This window comes from Salsuginibacillus halophilus (genome assembly GCF_003014715.1).
Lineage (GTDB): Bacteria > Bacillota > Bacilli > Bacillales > Marinococcaceae > Salsuginibacillus > Salsuginibacillus halophilus.
Genome location: NZ_PYAV01000002.1, coordinates 187,561 through 206,917, shown reverse-complemented (window position 1 = coordinate 206,917; position 19,357 = coordinate 187,561). Strand labels below are relative to the sequence as shown.

Annotated in this window: 21 protein-coding genes; 17 read left to right on the top strand and 4 right to left on the bottom strand. The window is 44.7% G+C overall.

The features are described 5' to 3' along the window. The first annotated feature begins 183 nt into the window (after positions 1–183). Positions 184–1,002, top strand: coding sequence for a YitT family protein (locus B0H94_RS02520; RefSeq protein WP_106587729.1), 819 nt, complete (start codon positions 184–186; stop codon positions 1,000–1,002). Positions 1,003–1,032: 30 nt separating this feature from the next. Beyond that, positions 1,033–1,497, top strand: a complete 465-nt coding sequence (locus B0H94_RS02515; protein ID WP_106587664.1) for a BsuPI-related putative proteinase inhibitor — start codon at positions 1,033–1,035, stop codon at positions 1,495–1,497. Here B0H94_RS02515 and B0H94_RS02510 read toward each other — a convergent pair. Genes B0H94_RS02510 through B0H94_RS02500 form a run of 3 tightly spaced genes read right to left on the bottom strand, consistent with a single transcriptional unit; the run spans position 1,494 to position 3,012 of the window. Continuing rightward, positions 1,494–1,805: an AzlD domain-containing protein gene (locus tag B0H94_RS02510; RefSeq protein WP_106587663.1), complete on the bottom strand. Its 312-nt coding sequence runs from the start codon at positions 1,803–1,805 to the stop codon at positions 1,494–1,496. The two genes, B0H94_RS02515 and B0H94_RS02510, sit on opposite strands and share 4 nt — an antisense overlap. Then, positions 1,805–2,530 (bottom strand): AzlC family ABC transporter permease, encoded by a 726-nt coding sequence (locus tag B0H94_RS02505; RefSeq protein WP_106587662.1) that lies wholly within the window; start codon positions 2,528–2,530, stop codon positions 1,805–1,807. The genes B0H94_RS02510 and B0H94_RS02505 overlap by 1 nt, the downstream gene beginning before the upstream one ends. A 29-nt stretch (positions 2,531–2,559) precedes the next feature. Then, complete coding sequence (locus B0H94_RS02500; RefSeq protein ID WP_245893876.1) at positions 2,560–3,012, bottom strand: GNAT family N-acetyltransferase; 453 nt, start codon at positions 3,010–3,012, stop codon at positions 2,560–2,562. A gap of 192 nt (positions 3,013–3,204) precedes the next feature. On the opposite strand from B0H94_RS02500, the gene ctaG reads away from it, so the two are divergent. The 15 genes from ctaG to fabF all read left to right on the top strand — a co-directional run bounded on the left by ctaG (position 3,205) and on the right by fabF (position 18,202). Continuing rightward, positions 3,205–4,137 carry a cytochrome c oxidase assembly factor CtaG gene (ctaG, locus tag B0H94_RS02495; RefSeq protein WP_106587660.1) on the top strand — a complete coding sequence of 311 codons (933 nt, stop codon included), beginning with the start codon at positions 3,205–3,207 and terminating at the stop codon, positions 4,135–4,137. Positions 4,138–4,169: 32 nt separating this feature from the next. Further along, a complete protein-coding gene (locus B0H94_RS02490) occupies positions 4,170–4,769 on the top strand; it encodes an SCO family protein (protein ID WP_181315220.1) in 600 nt (199 codons plus the stop codon). An 85-nt stretch (positions 4,770–4,854) separates the two neighbouring features. Then, a complete protein-coding gene (locus tag B0H94_RS02485) occupies positions 4,855–5,034 on the top strand; it encodes a hypothetical protein (protein ID WP_106587658.1) in 180 nt (59 codons plus the stop codon). A gap of 3 nt (positions 5,035–5,037) precedes the next feature. Beyond that, the gene (locus B0H94_RS02480) at positions 5,038–5,364 is read left to right on the top strand and encodes a redoxin domain-containing protein (RefSeq protein ID WP_106587657.1); all 327 of its coding nucleotides are present in this window, start codon (positions 5,038–5,040) and stop codon (positions 5,362–5,364) included. A 291-nt stretch (positions 5,365–5,655) separates the two neighbouring features. Next, entirely contained in the window at positions 5,656–6,693 is a 1,038-nt protein-coding gene (gene argC, locus B0H94_RS02475) for an N-acetyl-gamma-glutamyl-phosphate reductase (RefSeq protein ID WP_106587656.1), read from the top strand. 24 nt (positions 6,694–6,717) lie between these two features. Further along, positions 6,718–7,947, top strand: coding sequence for a bifunctional glutamate N-acetyltransferase/amino-acid acetyltransferase ArgJ (argJ, locus tag B0H94_RS02470; protein WP_427909924.1), 1,230 nt, complete (start codon positions 6,718–6,720; stop codon positions 7,945–7,947). A 24-nt stretch (positions 7,948–7,971) separates the two neighbouring features. After that, on the top strand, positions 7,972–8,769 hold the full coding sequence (gene argB / locus B0H94_RS02465) for an acetylglutamate kinase (protein WP_106587655.1): 798 nt from the start codon (positions 7,972–7,974) through the stop codon (positions 8,767–8,769). 7 nt (positions 8,770–8,776) lie between these two features. Continuing rightward, positions 8,777–9,949, top strand: a complete 1,173-nt coding sequence (gene argD / locus B0H94_RS02460) for an acetylornithine transaminase (protein ID WP_106587654.1) — start codon at positions 8,777–8,779, stop codon at positions 9,947–9,949. A 12-nt stretch (positions 9,950–9,961) separates the two neighbouring features. After that, entirely contained in the window at positions 9,962–11,047 is a 1,086-nt protein-coding gene (locus tag B0H94_RS02455) for a carbamoyl phosphate synthase small subunit (protein WP_106587653.1), read from the top strand. Further along, positions 11,040–14,195, top strand: coding sequence for a carbamoyl-phosphate synthase (glutamine-hydrolyzing) large subunit (carB, locus tag B0H94_RS02450; RefSeq protein WP_106587652.1), 3,156 nt, complete (start codon positions 11,040–11,042; stop codon positions 14,193–14,195). Before B0H94_RS02455 ends, carB begins: the two co-directional genes overlap by 8 nt. A 4-nt stretch (positions 14,196–14,199) precedes the next feature. Continuing rightward, positions 14,200–15,159, top strand: coding sequence for an ornithine carbamoyltransferase (argF, locus tag B0H94_RS02445; RefSeq protein ID WP_106587651.1), 960 nt, complete (start codon positions 14,200–14,202; stop codon positions 15,157–15,159). 123 nt (positions 15,160–15,282) lie between these two features. Continuing rightward, a complete protein-coding gene (locus tag B0H94_RS15080) occupies positions 15,283–15,447 on the top strand; it encodes a hypothetical protein (protein ID WP_181315219.1) in 165 nt (54 codons plus the stop codon). A gap of 64 nt (positions 15,448–15,511) precedes the next feature. Continuing rightward, entirely contained in the window at positions 15,512–15,811 is a 300-nt protein-coding gene (locus B0H94_RS02440) for a penicillin-binding protein (RefSeq protein WP_106587650.1), read from the top strand. A 182-nt stretch (positions 15,812–15,993) separates the two neighbouring features. Beyond that, positions 15,994–16,929, top strand: a complete 936-nt coding sequence (locus B0H94_RS02435; protein WP_106587649.1) for a beta-ketoacyl-ACP synthase III — start codon at positions 15,994–15,996, stop codon at positions 16,927–16,929. A 28-nt stretch (positions 16,930–16,957) separates the two neighbouring features. Then, positions 16,958–18,202: a beta-ketoacyl-ACP synthase II gene (gene fabF, locus B0H94_RS02430; protein WP_106587648.1), complete on the top strand. Its 1,245-nt coding sequence runs from the start codon at positions 16,958–16,960 to the stop codon at positions 18,200–18,202. Positions 18,203–18,235: 33 nt separating this feature from the next. On the opposite strand, the gene B0H94_RS02425 is transcribed toward fabF, so the two are convergent. Then, complete coding sequence (locus B0H94_RS02425) at positions 18,236–19,285, bottom strand: LCP family protein (protein ID WP_106587647.1); 1,050 nt, start codon at positions 19,283–19,285, stop codon at positions 18,236–18,238. Positions 19,286–19,357: the final 72 nt, after the last annotated feature.

Genomic DNA, 19,357 nt, shown 5'->3' with positions numbered 1-19,357 from the left:
AAAACAAGGGTTGCTAGTAACCCTTGTTTTTTTCGTGTACAATGGAAAAAGAGCATTGATAAGTGAATTGATACAGTTTAAAAGCTTCGATGTTTTTCGAGAACTGCTGAACAAGGATTGATTAAAAATCCTGGGGACATAGACGAGGTGAGCCGTTTGATTACACATAATACAACCTTGCGAATGGAATTAACGAAAGTCGGTGTTATTATCATCGGCGCTCTTGCTGTGGCTGTAGGTTTAAATTTATTTTTAATTCCTGCAGATGTGTTTGCAAGTGGGATGACCGGGGTTGCACAGTTATTCGCAGCACTTGTTCCGTTATCTGCAGGTGTACTCCTTTTTTTACTTAACATTCCTGTTGCCGTGCTTGGGTGGGTGAAAGTCGGTAAATTATTTACGTTTTACAGCTTTTTGCACGTTGCTTTGACAACCTTCTTTTTAGAAGTTGTCCCGGTTCAAGAGATTTCCGGGGATATATTGTTGAACGCCGTGTTCGGCGGAGTGATTTCTGCGGCTGGAGCAGCGCTGCCATTAAGGTACGGGGCTTCTGCTGGTGGCCTTGATATTATCGCTCTTGTACTTGCGCGCATGAATGACAGCCCGGTCGGCATGTACTTTTTAATCTTAAACGGCATGATCGTCGTTTTCTCCGGATTGCTATTTGACTGGGAAGCTGCTCTATACACCCTCGTAGCGATTTATGTAACTTCGCGCATCATTGATATGATTCATACCCGTCATGTGAAGTTGACAGCTATGGTGGTGACGAAAAAACCGGAAGAAGTCCGTAAAGCGGTGCATGCAAATATTACTAGGGGTATTACACGAATGCCTGCAAAAGGCGGATATGATGAAACAGATAAAGAAGTGTTAATGATTGTCATCACAAGGTACGAATTGTATTCATTAAAACAAGTCATTCATGACCAGGATCCTAATGCGTTCACAAACATTGTAAATACAGCGGATATTTACGGTTCATTCCGGCGTGATGGCTAGCGCAAGGGATGAGTAAGGGGGCGGCTTAACGTGTATCATAAATTAAGAGCCATTTTCTTTTTTATGAGTTTTCTAGCGTTTGCAGCAGGCTGTGGGTCGGAAAGTGAAGAAACGCATGCAGCTTCAGCTACTGTGCTTGATCAGGCGTGGCATATAGAAAGCGAAGCGGTGAAAAAAGAACAAGGCTGGTCGCTTCGTTTGACAATTTTCAACCGTGAAGACGAGGACTTAAATTTAACATTTCCTTCAGCTGAAAAAGTCAGATTCATCTTAAAAGATGAATCTGACAATGTTGTATTTAACTCTTCAGAAGGTCAAATGTTTACCCAGGCACTTGAAGAAGTTCAAATTCCTTCTGGAGACAGTGATACTTGGCAGTTAGAAACGGGAGATTTGCAGGCTGAAGCAGTGCATGTAACAGCGGTATTCAAAGCTTTTCAGTGGAATGATAAAGAAGTGGATGAGAAAGTGCGCACTCTCTCGTTTTCGCTTTAACCAGGAAAAAGAAGCTGCAACACAAGCAGGGTGCCAATTGAGGCAATGACAACGGTCATCATGTGATGGCCACGCCATGCGAGAATAAGAGCTGTGGCACCGCCGGCAAGACCAAGCCAGATGGTTTCAGCGGCAAATAAAATTCCAGGAAAAATTAATGCGCCAAGTGCGGCGTATGGTACATTGTGCAGGATGCCCTCAAGTTTTGACGGCATCTTTTTATTATTTAAAAAAACGAGGGGAACCATTCGCGGAATATAAGTAACGACGGCCATGCCAAGAATTAATAGCATCATTTCATAAGACATTAAGGCTCACTTTCCTTTCGATTGTCGCTTTGTTCAAGCGGCACAATCATTTCTACGATCACACTGGCTGTTAATGTTGCAGCAATAATTGCCCACCCTTCTGCGATGACAAGACCAAATGCAGCGTTCAGTCCGGCAGCGAGAACAGCTAGAGAAATAACTTTTCGACTTGAGCGCATTGCAGGTGCAAGGAGCGCGAGGAATAAAGCATATAGTGCAATCACCATACTTTGCTGTAAAACTTCAGGGAGAAGGGCCCCGCCCACATGACCAAGTGCGGTGTTAACAACCCAGCTCATGTAAGCCATGAGAAAAACACCAGTAATATAGCCTGTTGGTACAGGAGCTTCTTTTGTCGAAGTTACAGTAAAAACTTCGTCTGTGATTCCGAATGCATACCCGGCTTTTTTCAATGGGTGGTCTTTTTCAGCTTTCTCATTTAAAGATATACTCATAAGTAAATGACGAATATTAACGACAAAAGTGGTTAAGATAATCTCTAGCACACCTGTACTTAACGCGATTAAGTTTAAAGCCATGTATTGAGCTGCACCGGCAAATACGAGCATGCTCATTAAAACAGCTTCCACCATTGTTAAATGTGTGGAAGCAGCTAAAAAACCGAAAGTGATGGCTGCCGGTGCGTATCCAACAGCTAGAGGTAAGCCGTCGGTAAGCCCGCGTAAAAAAGGTGAGGGTGTGCTTGATAGCGTTGTTGTCTGCACGTTTAAAACACCTTCATATCTGTTAAAGTTTAAAACCGAAAACCATATCGCTTCGAAACGATGTCATAAAAACCTAATGAGTTATACAAGGCCTTCGTTGCTTGGTTATTAACTCCGGTCTCAAGCTCAATTCCTTTCATATTATGGTTTTCAGCCCAGTGAATGACGTGACGGAGCAGTTTCTTAGCGATCCCTTGATTCCGGTGAGATTTATGTACGTATAAATCGTTAAGCCAAATATAAGAGCCACCTTTGGCAAGGCTTATACTTACGTTAAAAAATGCAGCACCAAGCATTTCACCATCTTTTTCTGCAACGACTAAATGCGCTGGGGCCTCTTCGCTTAGCGCTTCATCCATAGCAGTTCTTAAACGGTCATATGCGTGATCTTCACCAATCGACTCCATCTGCCCCATAAGTAAGTTGGCGATCTGTTCTATTTCTTCGTTTGTTGCTTGTGAGGTAACTTCATAGATCTTCATGGTTTTCCTCCTATCCGTGGAATGCCGGTCGCACCTTTTCATATCATACCACAGTTTTTTACTTTAAAACACGTCAGCCTAATGCTTAAGAAGCAAAATTGTAACATCTTATTCATTTGATGATGAAAAAAATATGCTATATTACGTGTAGAGGTTTCATAGCAACACAATGATTAGAAAGGAGAAGTTGCTGTGGGCGAATACTTTTCAACTTTTTCGTTCCGTGGTTTATTTACACCGGAACTGCTCGTCATTTTATTCATCGTCTTTCTTTTATATTTTTATATTACAAGGCGTATGCGTCACCGCTTTCCTTTAAGCGAGCCGCAAACACCTGGGCAGGACCTCATGTTTGTTACAGGATTAACAGCGATTTATTTTGGATGGGGCGGTCCGTTGTATGCGCTCGGACACATGGTGTTCAGTGTACATATGTTTCAAATGGTGCTCGTTTATATTTTAGCGGTACCGTTGATTCTATTAGCGCTGCCCCGTTGGCTAATTCAGTATTTGTATGAAGGCCTAGAAGAAAAGGTACCAGTATTGCATAAAATTGTGTTTCATCCGGTCCTGGGACTTTTGTTATTTAATGCTTTATTTTCGTTTTATCACATGCCCGTTGTTTTTGATATGTTAATGCTGAATGTTGGCCTGCACAGCATCTACGAGATTGCCTTACTGCTTGCTGCAATGCTCATGTGGTGGCACATGCTTTCGCCACTGCCAACAGTAGATGGACTTTCGGATTTACGGCGCATCGGCTACGTTTTTGCAAATGGTCTATTAATTACGCCGGCTTGTGCGTTAATTATTTTTGCTGGCGAGCCGATTTATAGCACATACACAGATCCGGCGGTATGGTCGCAAGTAATGGCTTACTGTGTACCAGCCGGCAGTGATGTGCCGATGAGCATGTTTAACACCTCAAATGCATTATTAACGTTAAATACGCACCTTGATCAACAATTGGCAGGTGTATTAATGAAAGTTATGCAGGAAATTGCCTACGGTATCACTATCGGCTATATATTCAAGCAGTGGCTTGCAAAAGAGAAACAGCAAGATGGAGAACTTTCTATTAATGACATACCTGCGCATATGCAGACATCAGAAAGACAGTCATAATGGTGAAGTTAGAAAAGGGGGGGAGCATGCGGATGCGCAGGTTGCAAATTATGCTGGTCGCATGTGTTATTGCTACGCTCTCCGGCTGCGGCTGGCTTTATGAATCCGAAGCTGACAGCGGAAGTGATTTATCTGGACAGGAATTATATGTGGAAGAGTTCGAAGCAGAAAATGAACAAGGTGAAACGGTAACAAACGAGGATCTTGAAGGAACTTACTGGATGGCAAGTATGGTATTCACACGCTGTCCATCTGTATGTAATACAATGACACCGAATATGTCGAGTTTGCAGGCCGAACTTGAGGAGCGGGAGGCAGATATTCAGTTTGTATCATTTACGGTAGATCCATCATTCGATACACCAGAGCGGTTACATGAATACGGGGAAGCTTATCACGCTGATTTTGAAACATGGGACTTTTTAACAGGTTATTCTGATGAATGGATCAGCGATTTTGCTGAAGCGTCCTTTCAAAGTGTCGTTCAAGAAGATCCTGAAGCCAATGATATTATTCACGCGACTAGTTTTTTCCTCGTGAATGAAAAGGGGCAAGTTGTGCATACATTTGATGGCATGGATACTGATACAGAAGGCTACGCCGGCGACGTTGAAGCTATCGTTGAGGACTGAATCTTAATTAATTGACCAAACACGTACAGATTGATACATTAAATCAAGTAAGCAACAATATTTTCTAAGAAGGGAGGCCTCCTCCGTGAAACTTCTATTGCGAAAGCTCCCGTTGCTATTTGTGGTTACTTTAACAGGAGCACTGCTTGCAGCGTGTGGCGATGATGATGAAGCATTAACAGCACTTGGCGAAGAACATGAAGATATATCATTAGAAAATAACGAACAGCCGGTTGTACTGTTTCATTTTACAGGAACCAATTGAGGGATCTGTCAACAGCAGCTCGGGCAGCTGCAGGCAGAGTTAGACCGGTTTGATGATGTAGATGTAGATTTGTTTGCAATTAGTCCCGATTCGCCGGAGGCTCATAAAGAATTAAAAGAAGCATTAGGAATCACTTACTCTTTCTTATCCGATCCGGCCCTGGATGTTTTAGAGCATACAAATATGGTCGATAATAACCAGCCGAAGCGGGGCGTTAGCGTACTCGATGAAAACGGTTCGGTCATTATGAATTATGAAGATGATATGTTTGGAATGCACATGGATGAAACAGAATCCAATATCATTGAAGCTTTAGAGGAAATTGAATAACGTGCATGAAAGCTCCCTCAGCTCTTTAAGCTGGAGGGAGCTTTTTTTATGTAAAGCTTTTATGTATATATTGAAGTCTACGCATAACGACGAGTGAAAAATCCCGAAGACGTCCGCCTTCATTTTTCTTAAAAGTTTGTTTATACGATTATACCTTCTTCCATGTAGGTTTTTTAGTGTTCAATAGAAAAATCGAAAATTTATATAAAAATACAGTTGAATTTATTTTTATTCACTATTATAATTAAACACATCGGAAGGACGTATAAAAATAACAAGAGGTGCAAGTTTATGAATATCGCAATTGTAGGCGCAACTGGTTATGGAGGAGTAGAACTGCTTCGATTGTTAAATCAGCATTATAAAGTAGAAAATATTACACTTTATTCAAGTTCACAAGAAGGAACAGCAATGCATGAATTATATCCTCATCTTGCTTCATTTCCGACGTACCAACTTGAAGCCGTAACTCCTGAGAAAATGGGAGAAGCACACGATGTCATTTTTTTATCGACACCACCTGGCGTTTCTGCTGAATTAACAGTAAAGCTTTTAAACAAGCGGGCGAAAGTGATCGATCTTTCCGGAGATCTTCGCTTAGAAAACCAAAGTGTATATGAAACTTGGTATAAACGAACTGCAGCACCTGATGCGTTACGACAACAGGCAGTATATGGATTGACTGAATGGAATGCATTAAGTATTCAATCTGCAAATGTTGTAGCGAACCCGGGTTGCTACCCGACAGCTTCGCTTCTTGGATTGTTGCCGCTTGCGAATGAAGGGATACTCGACGGCGCTTCGGTTATTATTGATGCCAAAACCGGAACAACCGGCGCAGGTCGTTCGCCAAGTGCGGTGACACATTTTAGTGAGACGAATGAAAATCTTAAAGCCTACGGTGTAAACACACATAAGCACCTGCCGGAAATGGAAGAGCATTTGCATAAACTCGGAGGCGCTGATCAAAAGTTAACGTTCACGCCGCACCTTGCTCCTATGGCACGTGGAATTATGGCGACAATGTATGTTCAACCGTCACAAGAACTCAATCGAAAAGATATCGATGAATTATATCAAGCGGCTTATCAAAATGAGCCTTTTGTGCATGTGCATCAAGATGGTCGCGTCCCGTCGACAAAAGAAACGTACGCAAGCAATATGTGTATGATTGGCACAGCCTTAGATGAGCGTACGGGTAGGCTTACGGTCGTCAGTGTAATTGATAACTTAGTGAAAGGCGCTGCTGGGCAGGCTATACAGAACATGAATGTTATGTTTGGTTTCTCTCAAAACACGGGGATTCAACAGGCTCCAGTATTTCCGTAACTTAAAACTGAAGGAGGCGTTTTTGTGCCGGCAAACACCGAAAGTAAAATGATTCAAAAAGTTGATGAAAGCATAACAGCACCGGCGGGATTTTTTGCCGACGGTCTCCATACGTCGGTGAAACGCCGGCGCAAAGATTTAGGCGTTATTTTTTGTGAACATCCAGCTGCAGCTGCGGCGGTATATACGACCAATGCAGTTCAGGCAGCACCGCTATTTGTTACAAAAGAAGCGATTCAAACGAACGGGACCTTGCAGGCATTTATCGTAAACAGTGGCAATGCGAACGCCTGCACAGGTGAACAAGGCCAGCGTGATGCATATACTATGCAGGCCGCCGCCGCAGAAAAGCTAGGTTTGTCAGTTGAGGATGTAGGAGTTGCATCTACCGGAGTGATCGGTGAAACGATGCCTATGGATAAAATTCTGCCCGGTATTGAATTACTAAACCCTGAAAGAAGCACTGAAAAAGCCCATGCTTTTAATGAAGCAATTTTAACGACAGATAAAATTCAAAAGCATACATGTTATGAAGCTGTCATTGATGGAGCTGTTGTAAAGCTTGCAGGCGTAGCTAAAGGTTCAGGAATGATTAAACCAAACATGGCAACGATGCTTGCTTTCTTAACTACTGATGCAGTCATTGATGAAGCTGCTTTGCATGACGCATTAAAAGAAGTAACAGATCAGACATACAACCGGATCACAGTTGACGGCGATACATCTACAAATGACATGGTTGCAGTGATGGCAAGCGGCGCTGCTCACAATAACAAGTTAACACCGAATCATCCGGAATGGAGCGTTTTTACGGGTATGCTAAAAGCCGTAAGCGAAGACTTGTCCAAGCGCATTGCCCAGGATGGCGAAGGGGCAACAAAGCTGATTGAAGTGCAAGTTGAAGGTGCACAGGATGATGAAGAAGCAGGCAAAGCGGCAAAAGCAGTCGTCGGCAGTGATCTTGTGAAAACGATGGCTTACGGAAATGATGCAAACTGGGGACGCGTCATTTGCGCCCTCGGTTACAGTGGTGCCGCTCTTACAGTAGAAAGCGTTGATATATCCATCGGCTCAATTAACGTTTTAAAACAAGGGCAGCCTCAGCCATTTTCTGAAGAAGAAGCGACAACCTATTTGAAAAATGAAACCGTCGTTATTCACGTTCACCTTCATCAAGGGCCGGGCAGCGGCAAAGCTTGGGGTTGTGATTTAACTTATGATTATGTGCGTATTAATGCCGGCTACCGGACGTAGCTGAACAGGAAAAAGGAGGACATTATGGAAGGGATCGTCGTCGTTAAGTGTGGAGGTTCAACGGTCACGTCATTAACAGAGGCATTTTTTCAAGAACTTGTCGAGCTTAAAAAATACGGACGCCATCCGGTCATCGTACACGGCGGCGGTCCAGTGATTAACGAAATGCTAGAGACGTTTCAAGTCGAAACAACTTTTGTGAACGGGTTAAGAAAAACAACACCGGAAGTTTTTCAAGTCGCAGAAATGGTGCTGTCAGGGCAGGTCAATAAAATGATTGTAGAAAAAATTCAAGAAGCTGGAGGGCAGGCAGCCGGCATTTCTTGTGCAGATGGACCAATCGTTCAAGCTGAAGTCATTGATGAAGTACAGCTCGGACTTGTCGGGCAGCCGGCTGACACAGATCCTTCGTTAATTTACAGTCTTTGTGAAGCAGGCATCATTCCAGTTGTCTCTCCGGTATCACAAAATAAAGCAGGTGGACGGTTAAACGTGAATGCAGATACAGCTGCAGGCGCTGTTGCCGAAGCTTGCTGCGCTGAAGAAATGGTATTTGTAACTGATGTGCCAGGCGTGCAGGCCGAGGGCGAAGTCATTCCAACATTAACAAAGGAAGAAGCGAAAGCACTGCTTCAAGATGAAACGATTTATGGTGGTATGATTCCAAAAGTTCAAGCAGCTATGAATTGCTTAGATGGGCATGTGAAAAAAGTGGTGATCGCAAGCGGCACGGCAGCAGAAAAGCCGGCAGACGGCACGATTCAAGGTACGGCGATAACAGCAGGTACAACACCAGCAGAACAAAAGGTAGAAACAGGGTGATGAAATCATGACTGAACAAACAACCGCTGAATACATCTTTCCAACATATAAACGGTGGCCCATTACTTTTCAAGCAGCTGCCGGATCTACAATTGAAGATACGGATGGAAAAGTATATACAGACTTAATGTCCGGTATCGGCACGGTCAACTTCGGTCATACGCATCCGCGAATTACAGCTGCTGTCAAAGCACAGCTTGAACAAGGCTGGCATGCGTCTAACTTTTTTCATTATGACAGTCAAAAACAAGCTGCGCGTACATTGGCTGAATTGTCCGGTTTAAATGCAGCTTTTTTTGCCAACAGCGGGGCTGAGGCAAATGAAGGTGCAATTAAGCTGGCAAGAAAGGCGACAGGAAAAACAACCATTGTTACATTTCATCAATCGTTTCACGGCCGAACAACAGGGTCGATGGCAGCTACCGGACAACCGGCGGTGCACAGCGGATTCGGTCCTGTCCTTGAAGGGTTTACGTATGTACCATTTAACGATATTACAGCTGTAAAAGAAGCTGTGGATCAAAATACAGCAGCGGTCATGCTTGAAATTGTGCAAGGTGAAGGCGGTGTGAAACTTGGTGATGCTGAGTTTTACAAAGCTGTTGAGCAGGTCGCAAAAGAACATGGAGCGCTCGTTATCGTTGACGAAGTCCAAACGGGTATTGGACGGACTGGACGCACGTTTGCATTTGAGCATTACGGTATGCGTCCATCAATTGTTACCTCGGCTAAAGCGCTAGGAAATGGTTTTCCCGTTGGTGCCGTACTTGCTGAAGCGTCACTAGTAGACGCTTTTGGTCCGGGCACACACGGCTCAACGTTCGGGGGAAATCCTTTGGCGATGTCTGCAGTCAACGCCGTGCTTAACGAGTTAACCGAAGAACAATTAGCTGAAGTGTCGCGACGCGGTGAGGCAGTCCAGAAGAAGCTGAATGAAGCACTTCATAACAATCCGTTTGTTCATGAAGTTCGCGGGCTCGGGATGATGATCGGTATTGAATGCATAGGTCCAGTGACTGATATTATGACAAAGCTTCGAAGTGATGGGGTGCTTGTTTTAAATGCTGGACCGAATGTTTTGCGGCTGCTGCCGCCACTCAACATCCCTGATCCACTATTAGATGAAGCTACAGATCAATTGATTCATATCCTGCAAGCATACGCTGAAGAATACGCATAGGGGGCGCGCGATATGCAAGGTTATATTGTGCTAGAGAATGGAGACTATTTTACAGGCACGTTATGTACAGAATTGAACAATCCAGTCTATGGAGAAGCTGTATTTTTCACCGGTATGACCGGTTATCAAGAAGTTGTGACCGATCCTTCTTTTCACGGACAAATGGTTGTTTTTACGTATCCATTAATCGGTCAATACGGCTGGAACGCCGGTGATAATGAAAGTAAGAGCCTGCAGCCGCAAGCACTTATTATAAATACGCTTGAAGAAGAAGGGGATCATTATGCTTCTGAAACTTCATTATGCAGCATTGCAGAAGCAAATGATGTACCGGTTTTAACTGATGTCGACACGCGTTCCCTCGTTAAAGTACTGCGTGATAACGGGGATATGCAGGCTGTCATCACGACGGAACCGCCAAAAGAATGTTCGCTTGAAGATCAAGCACCGCTTGCAGAATTAATGTTAATCCCGGATGTCTCCGTTCAGAAAAAAATTAAGATGAATAATGACGGACCGCACATTGTTTTATGGGATTTCGGTACGAAAGAATCCATCGGCAATGCCCTTGTCGAGCTTGGCTGCGCTGTGACCATTATGCCTTGGAACAGCACATTTGAAGAGATTCAAGCTGAAAAACCAGATGGTGTGGTGTTAAGTAACGGCCCAGGAAACCCAAAGCAGATGCAGCACTTGCTTTCAGATATTAAACAAGTAGCTGAAAGCTATCCAGTCATGGGCATCTGCCTTGGACATCAGCTTTTAGCCCTTGCACATGGTGCAGAGACGGAAAAATTACGGTTTGGACACCGTGGTGCGAACCAGCCGGTGATCGACAAAGAAACAAACTGTGTCTATATCACCTCGCAAAATCACAGTTACGTAGTGAAAGAGGAGTCCTTAAACGGTACCGGCTTTTCTGTTAAGTTTCATAACATTAATGACGGCTCGGTTGAAGGCTTGGTGCATAATGCACGCGCGGTATTTACAGCCCAGTTTCACCCTGAAGCTCATCCTGGACCAACAGACAGCAATGGATTATTTCAGCAGTTTTTAACAGTCGTAGCTGAAGGAAAGGAGGCGGCCCTTCATGCCTAAAGATACTTCGATCCAAAGCGTACTTGTCATTGGGTCTGGTCCAATTGTGATCGGTCAGGCAGCTGAATTTGATTACTCTGGTACACAAGCGTGCCTTGCGCTGAAAGAAGAGGGTGTCCGCGTCATTCTAGTCAATAACAATCCGGCGACAGTTATGACGGATGAAGCTTGCGCGGATCAAGTATATTTTGAACCTTTAACAACGGATTCAATTGAAATGATTTTAGAAAAAGAACAGCCGGATGGTGTGCTTGCAACGCTAGGAGGCCAGACAGGGTTAAACTTGGCACTCGCGATGAATGAGCAAAATGTTTTTGAACGGCACGGGGTGCGCCTGCTTGGAACATCAATTGCTTCGATTATGAAAGGCGAAGACCGGGAAGAGTTTCGTGCTTTAATGCATGAATTAAACGAACCGGTTCCTGAGAGTGAAATTGTAGAGACCGTGAAAGAAGCGACAACATTTGCCGCGCATGTCGGCTATCCGATTATCGTACGTCCGGCTTATACCCTTGGCGGTGGTGGCGGTGGGATCGCACCGGATGAAGCTGAACTTCGTCGCATCGTAGCAGGGGGATTAGAAGCAAGTCCGATCACGCAATGTTTAGTGGAAAAAAGTATTGCTGGTTTCAAAGAAGTTGAATACGAAGTGATGCGTGATGCCAATGACACGTGTATTACGGTTTGTAATATGGAAAACATTGACCCTGTCGGGATTCATACAGGTGACTCGATTGTAACCGCACCTTCGCAAACGTTAACAGATGAAGAGTATCAAATGCTCCGTACAGCTTCGTTAAAAATTATTCGCGCACTAGGTGTGATCGGCGGATGTAATATTCAGTTTGCGCTTGACCCGCATAGTAAACAGTATTACTTGATAGAAGTGAATCCGCGCGTAAGCCGGTCCTCAGCCCTTGCATCAAAAGCGACAGGTTATCCGATTGCGAGAATGGCGGCAAAGATTAGTCTCGGTTATCATCTGCATGAACTCAAAAATCCGGTCACAAAAGATACGTATGCAAGCTTTGAGCCGGCACTTGATTACGTTGTAACAAAGATTCCGCGCTGGCCATTTGATAAATTTCCGGATGCTGAACGTACGCTTGGAACACAAATGAAAGCTACTGGGGAAGTCATGGCACTTGAGCAGAATCTTGAAGCTGCATTCCAAAAAGCGGTACGCTCCCTTGAAATTGAAACATTCGGTTTAGAATGGCCGGAATTCCGCCCGTTATCTGATGAAGCGATATGGGAAGTCCTTTATCAACAGGATGATCGTCGCTATTTAGCTGTGCTGGAGCTCATGCGCCGTGGTGTTTCTTTGGAGAATCTTCATGATGCAACCGGCATTCAACGGTTGTATTTGCGCAGCTGGATGAAACTGATTACAGCAGAAAATGACGTAAGAGCAGCAAACTATGAAACTGTTACCTTAGAAAAGCTGAAATCTTGGAAACACCTAGGATTTAGTGATGAATGGCTCGCTTATGCGCTGGGCACGACAGAAACAGAATTGCGCAATGATCGGATGGAAGCTGGGCTAACGCCGACGTATCACATGGTGGATACGTGCGCGGCAGAGTTTGAAGCAGAAACATCGTATTTTTATTCGAGCTGGGGTGGTGCAGATGATCAAGCCCCGGCAGAGCACGGGAAAAAAGCCCTCGTTCTTGGCTCGGGGCCGATCCGTATTGGGCAGGGCATTGAATTTGATTACTGTTCTGTACACGGGGTATTTGCTTTGCAGGAAGCAGGCTATGAAACGATTATTATGAACAATAACCCTGAAACGGTGAGCACAGACTATGCTACAGCTGATCGACTCTACTTTGAACCACTCACTGCTGAAGATGTGATCCATGTTGCCGAGCGCGAACAAGTTGATATAGTTATCGTTCAACTCGGCGGACAGACGGCGATTGATTTAACAAAAGCCTTAGAGTCTGCAGGGCTGCCAATTGCCGGCACAACTGCCGATGTTATCGATCAACTTGAAGATCGAGATCGTTTCTATAAGTTGTTAAAGGATGTCGGTGTTCCTCACATTCCTGGAGAGGCGGCGGCAAACGGTACTCAAGCCGTTGAAAAAGCAGAAAACTTAGGATTTCCGGTTCTCTTGCGCCCGTCTTATGTCATCGGTGGTCAAGGCATGGTGGTTTATCACACAAAAGAAGCACTTGAAGCTGATGTCAATGATAAGTATAGTGCTGAGTTTTATCCGGTGCTTATCGATCGTTACATGCCTGGAAAAGAGTTAGAAGTAGATGTGCTTACAGACGGCAAAGACATTTTAATTCCTGGTGTATTTGAGCATATCGAAAAAGCAGGGGTACATTCAGGTGATTCTATGGCTGTAACCCCGCCGGTCGATGTTAGCGAAGACGTATTAAAAAAGCTTGAAAAAGATGTGCAGGCAATCGCCTCTGGTATGAATTTTACAGGAATTTTCAACATTCAGTTTGTTGAGCATGGTGGAGAAATTTACGTCATTGAAGTGAATCCGCGTGCTTCTCGTACTGTACCGATTTTACAAAAGGTCACAGGTGTTCCGATGATTGAATTAGCGGTTCAACTATTTCTTGGAGAAAGCCTACAAAATGTAGGCAGCATGCAAACTGGACTACTGGCACCAACATCATATGTAACCGTCAAAGCCCCGGTTTTCTCCAATACGAAATTGGCTGGCCTGGACCCGGCATTAAGTGCCGAAATGAAATCAACTGGGGAATTAATCAGTATCGGTGCAGCCAAAGCTGAAGCTGTGCAAAAGACCTTCGCCTGGTCAGAACAAGAAGTGCCTGCGCTGTATAGGAAGCTTGGCTCAGTCTATCTAGATATCGATACACAATCTCAAGAGGTGGCAGACGCTCTCAAAACGCTTGAGAATCGTGGCTACACGATTAAACGGCCGAGCGACACATCATTTACTGACTGGCTGAAGGATGAAGACAGCCTTGCCCTAGTGCAGTGGCACGAAACAGGTGCAGGCAGCGGCATGCGGCGTGAAGCACTGAAAGCGAGAAAAACCATTGTTACAAACGATCGTACATTCACAAACTTGATCGAAGGCTTAAACCAGCAGCATGCTGCACCTATTTCCATTGAAACTTGGCGGGCCAAAGATACAGCAGCACAAGGAGTGTAGAGAGATGAGTGAATCAATGAGAGCACTAGATAAAGGACAACTCAGAGGGCGGCACCTTTTATCACTATATGATTTCACAGTTGACGAAATCCGTTACCTTCTTGATCAAGCCCACCAGCTTAAGGCAGCGGTTAAAAATGGGATTTATACGAGTGAACTGCAGGGACGTTCGCTTGGTATGATCTTTGAGAACCCATCTACACGTACCCGTATTTCTTTTGAAACCGGGATGACACAGCTCGGCGGCCATGCTTTATTTTTGAGCGGCCGTGATATGCAGATTGGCCGTGGAGAGCCGATTAAAGATACAGCTTCGGTTGTCACAAGATACGTGGATGCTGTGATGATTCGAACGAATAGCCACGAAGAAGTAGCAGAGTTTGCATCATTTGCAAACTGCCCGGTCATTAACGCTTTGACAGATGCGTACCATCCGTGTCAGGCGCTTGCGGATTTGATGACCGCTGAAGAAGTGCATGGGTCGCTACAAGGTAAAAAGCTCGCTTATGTTGGAGACGGCAACAACGTTTCTCATTCCTTACTTGCAGCTGGAGCAAAAACGGGAATGGATGTTTCAATTGCGGCACCGGAAGGCTTTGAGCCAGAAGGATTTGCAATTCAACAAGCGAAAGAAGCAGCTACAACAACCGGCGCAAAAATTCATATCGGTAACGACCCGGTAGAAGCTGTTACAAATGCAGATGTCGTTTATACAGACGTGTGGGCGAGCATGGGGTATGAAAGTGAACAAAGTGAACGACTTCAAGCCTTTCAACCTTTTCAAGTAAACGCCGGGCTGATGGCTGAAGCTTCCACGGAGGCAGTTTTCATGCACTGCCTGCCCGCTCACCGTGAGGAAGAAGTTTCAACAGCAGTTATAGATGGTGAACAATCAGTTGTTTATCAACAAGCTGAAAACCGGCTCCATGTGCAGAAGGCTGTCCTTGCATCAGTCATTCAATAATTTGATTTGAGCTCATGACAAAAATGATCATGAGCTCAAAGTTTTTAACATTGGGAAAGCGTTTGGTCTCAGTGAAGTACATAAGCTAAAATGAAGTGGAATGCATGGAAAGGATGTGGCGTTATGAATCCGATCGTCTTAGGCGCGCTCATTTTTTGTGCTGTGCTGGTGCTTAGTTTTTCAGCTTCATTTTACGTTTTTCAACTACCGGAAGCTGCCGCTGTCATTATTGCACTTGTTCTCGCGTTTGCTGCTGAATTTAGCTTCCGGCGTACTTTATCTTCTTAGGGATGTGCACAGCTTTAGGATATAAGCATAAGTTGATCATAGAAGTTGTAAAGGAGGTCAGCTTATGCATCCGTTTCCTGTTCGCGGACCTAAAGGCAAGTATGAGCATCGCTACTTTCCGTTTCTTCCTTTTCTTGCCGGGCTTGCTGTTGGTCCGATTTTATACGGCGGTTATCAAAGCAAAGGTCCTGTTCAAGTGTACAGCCCGCAGTATGGTCCGCAATACGGCCCTAGTTTTGGCCCAAGTTACGGCCCGCATTTCGGTCCAGGTTTTGGTCCGCAGTATGGGCCGCAGTTTGGTCCGCCTCATGGACCGTGGGGCGGCAGTCCGTCCTACTGGCGCACGCCGAATGATCATGAATAATAGTGGCAGCTTCAAGCATAAGCCTTGCTTTTCAGCAGGCGGCTTGAAGCTTTTTTGTGTTTGCTTAATACGAATAAGAAATATGGACAGTTCATGAATTTTGGCGTAAAATTAAGATCAGGTACTAAGAATTACTTATAAGCGCCCGGACGTTTTAAGGCGGGCGGCAAGGGGGAGAAGAGTTGAGAAAAGCAGGGATTCTCGGCATTGGACGCTACGTAGAAGGTAAAGAAGTGACAAATAAAGACTTTGAACAAACCCTTGATACTTCGGATGAGTGGATCCGCACACGTACAGGTATTGAGCGCCGGGTGTTTGCCCACGAAGACGTTGATACATCAGATATGAGTTATCATGCTTCAGTTGAGGCTTTACATCGCGCTGATGTGCAAGCGGAAGATATCGATTTAATTTTAGTTGCTACAGTAACGCCGGATTATCCGTTTCCGTCTGTATCTGCGCTCATTCAAGAACGCCTTGGTGCTTATAACGCCGGCGCGATGGATGTAAGTGCAGCTTGTGCCGGTTTTTTATATGCAATGAGTACAGCTTCTAAGTTTGTGGAAACCGGGACGTATAACAATGTTTTGATTGTAGGTGCAGAGAAACTTTCAAAAACTGTTGATTTCACGGACCGTAATACAGCTGTACTTTTCGGTGATGCAGCCGGCGCATGTGTCATAGGTCCGGTTTCTGAAGACCGCGGGATTGAGTCATTTGAACTCGGCGCTGATGGTTCCGGTGCGATGTATATTAAACAGGATCCTCATTTGCAAATGAATGGACGCGAAGTTTTTAAGTTCGCGGTTCGGCAGATGGGTGACACTTGCATGAATCTGCTTGAAAAAGCCGGACGGACGAAAGACGATGTTGATTTTCTCGTGCCGCACCAAGCAAACATCCGCATTATGGAAGCGGCTCGGGAACGTTTGGAGCTACCTAAAGAAAAAATGGCCGCAACAGTTCATAAGTACGGAAATACTTCGGCAGCTTCGATTCCAGTTGCTTTAATTGAAGAACTTGAAGCAGGGAAAATCGAAGACGGAGACTATATCGTTATGGTCGGATTCGGATCAGGTCTTGTTTGGAGCGGGGTTTCGCTTCGCTGGGGTCGTTAAATTATTGATGTGAAAGGGGCTGTCTGTAATGACAGAAAAACAACGCGTTGTGATCACAGGTATAGGTTCAGTGAGTCCGCTTGGTCTTGACGCAGCAACATCCTGGGAAAATGCAAAGGCGGGTATGTCAGGTATTGGACCTTTGACACGTGTGAATGAAGAAAACTTTCCAGTAAATGTGGCCGGCGAAGTGAACGATTTTTCTGCTGGTGATTATATGGATCCAAAAGCGGCTCGGAAAATGGACCGCTTCACCCAGTTTGCAGTGGCATCAGCACTCATGGCAGTAGAAGATGCAGGTTTTGAAATTACGGAAGAAAACGCTGAGCGCGTAGGCGTTTGGATCGGTTCCGGCATCGGCGGTATGGAAACGCACGAAGAGCAGTTCTATAAATTTATGGATAAAGGTTATAAGCGTGTTAGCCCATTTTTCGTACCTATGATGATTCCAGATATGGCTTCAGGCCAAGTTTCAATCATTACAGGCGCAAAAGGGATTAACTCTTGTTCAGTAACAGCTTGTGCTTCAGGAACCAACTCCATGGGAGATGCATTTAAAGTTATTCAGCGCGGTGATGCAGATGCGATGATTACCGGCGGTTCAGAAGCGCCGATTACGTCTATGGCTGTGGCTGGTTTTAGTACGGCCAAAGCGGTTACAACAAGCGAAGATCCAGCGACAGCATCACGCCCGTTTGATGCAGATCGTGACGGTTTTGTTATGGGTGAAGGTGCTGCCATTTTTATGTTTGAATCACTAGCTTCTGCGAAAGCGCGCGGGGCGGAAATTTATGCTGAAATTGTCGGATACGGGGCGACTGGTGATGCGTATCATTTAACAGCACCGGCACCGGATGGAGAGGGTGCAGCACGTTCTATGGCTCAGGCGGTTGAAGATAGCGGTTTAGCGCTTGATGCTTTCGACTACATTAATGCACATGGGACGAGTACTCCTTACAATGATCAATTTGAAACGAAAGCGATCAAATCTGTATTTGGCGACCATGCTTATAAACTTGGCGTAAGTTCTACAAAGTCCATGACCGGTCATCTGCTCGGTGCAGCCGGTGCAGTAGAAGCTTTGTTCACAATTAAAGCGATCCAAGAAAGCGTGCTGCCGCCAACAGTAAATTACAAAACACCTGATCCGGATTGTGATCTAGATTATGTACCAAACAAAAAACGTGAGCAGCCGGTTTATGCAGCGCTTAGTAACTCACTTGGTTTTGGAGGCCATAACGCAACATTAGCCTTTAAACGTTTTGAAGAATAAAAAGAACGCACCGCTTTTGCGGTGCGTTCTTTTTTACTCTTCTACTTCTTGTTTGTCTTCATCTTGCAAGTCTACTGGATCTACACCTGAGAAAAAATCTTCAAGTATGTCTTGGGTTTCATCGTGGTCGATTTTTAAGACAGATCCGGCATGGCTAAAGTATTCATGTTGATAAGTTCCTTCTACAGGGACGGTTAGCGTTTCGATATTTTTAATATCGCTTGTAACTGCATCACGCCCAAGAGAGAGCATACCTCCTGCAGAAATATCAGTTTCAAGATTTGGACGGATCGCACCAATCAACTGAGGAACACGGGCTACTGTCGAAAAACTTAACAATTCATTCTGGAGAAGCTCCAATACTTCTTGCTGACGGGCTACCCGGCCAAAATCATTTTCCTCATCAGACCGGAAGCGAACATATTTTAGGGTTTCCTCGCCATCAAGCTTTTGTTTACCTGGGGTAAAGTGAATATTCAATCCGCCAGCTTGATCGGTATAGCTTTTTTCCTGTTCAATATCTACTTCAAGCCCATCTGGTGCAGCAATATCTACAATGTCAGAAAAACCATCCAAATTCACTTTAACGTAATGGTCAAAGTCGAGTTCGTAATTTTTTTCCACAGTTTCTTCTAAAAGCTCAATGCCGCCATAAGCGTAGGCAGCGTTTAATTTGTTTTCTCCGTAACCTGGAATGTCTACATACGTATCACGCATCAAAGAAGCAAGTCGAATTTCATTTACTCCAGGGTCATACTTTGCGGCCATCATTGTATCTGTGCGTGCATGTGATTCATGTTCTTTTTCATCGATACCTACAAGAAGCACATGCATTGGCTCGCGATTTTCTTTTTTATCATTTATTTCTTCTTCATCACTTGTTTCGTCAGTCGCAGCACTTTCGGCTTTAGCGCTTTCCATCGATGTTTTCGACGTCGATTGCTCAGGGTCTGATGCAACTTTATTTTCCAATGGACTCCAGATAAATAAAGCAGCAAGTACGCTTTTCAAAAGCCCAAGCATGATAAACTTGCGCCTGAGCCGTTTTCGTTCACGCTCGACACGGGCTTCATAACGGTTCAAATTGGTTCATCCTCCTTGCACAGTCAAGCCGATTATAGCAGATTGTGACGTTACTGACTATTTTTTGTGAAA

What these genes read in the sequence shown, in the direction of transcription:
- B0H94_RS02520 (WP_106587729.1), top strand. Translation starts at nt 184, where the DNA reads ATGGAATTAACGAAAGTCGGTGTTATTATCATCGGCGCTCTTGCTGTG.
- B0H94_RS02510 (WP_106587663.1), bottom strand. Translation starts at nt 1,805, where the DNA reads ATGTCTTATGAAATGATGCTATTAATTCTTGGCATGGCCGTCGTTACT.
- B0H94_RS02500 (WP_245893876.1), bottom strand. Translation starts at nt 3,012, where the DNA reads ATGAAGATCTATGAAGTTACCTCACAAGCAACAAACGAAGAAATAGAA.
- B0H94_RS02490 (WP_181315220.1), top strand. Translation starts at nt 4,170, where the DNA reads ATGCGCAGGTTGCAAATTATGCTGGTCGCATGTGTTATTGCTACGCTC.
- argC (WP_106587656.1), top strand. Translation starts at nt 5,656, where the DNA reads ATGAATATCGCAATTGTAGGCGCAACTGGTTATGGAGGAGTAGAACTG.
- argB (WP_106587655.1), top strand. Translation starts at nt 7,972, where the DNA reads ATGGAAGGGATCGTCGTCGTTAAGTGTGGAGGTTCAACGGTCACGTCA.
- argD (WP_106587654.1), top strand. Translation starts at nt 8,777, where the DNA reads ATGACTGAACAAACAACCGCTGAATACATCTTTCCAACATATAAACGG.
- B0H94_RS02455 (WP_106587653.1), top strand. Translation starts at nt 9,962, where the DNA reads ATGCAAGGTTATATTGTGCTAGAGAATGGAGACTATTTTACAGGCACG.
- carB (WP_106587652.1), top strand. Translation starts at nt 11,040, where the DNA reads ATGCCTAAAGATACTTCGATCCAAAGCGTACTTGTCATTGGGTCTGGT.
- argF (WP_106587651.1), top strand. Translation starts at nt 14,200, where the DNA reads ATGAGTGAATCAATGAGAGCACTAGATAAAGGACAACTCAGAGGGCGG.
- B0H94_RS15080 (WP_181315219.1), top strand. Translation starts at nt 15,283, where the DNA reads ATGAATCCGATCGTCTTAGGCGCGCTCATTTTTTGTGCTGTGCTGGTG.
- B0H94_RS02440 (WP_106587650.1), top strand. Translation starts at nt 15,512, where the DNA reads ATGCATCCGTTTCCTGTTCGCGGACCTAAAGGCAAGTATGAGCATCGC.
- fabF (WP_106587648.1), top strand. Translation starts at nt 16,958, where the DNA reads ATGACAGAAAAACAACGCGTTGTGATCACAGGTATAGGTTCAGTGAGT.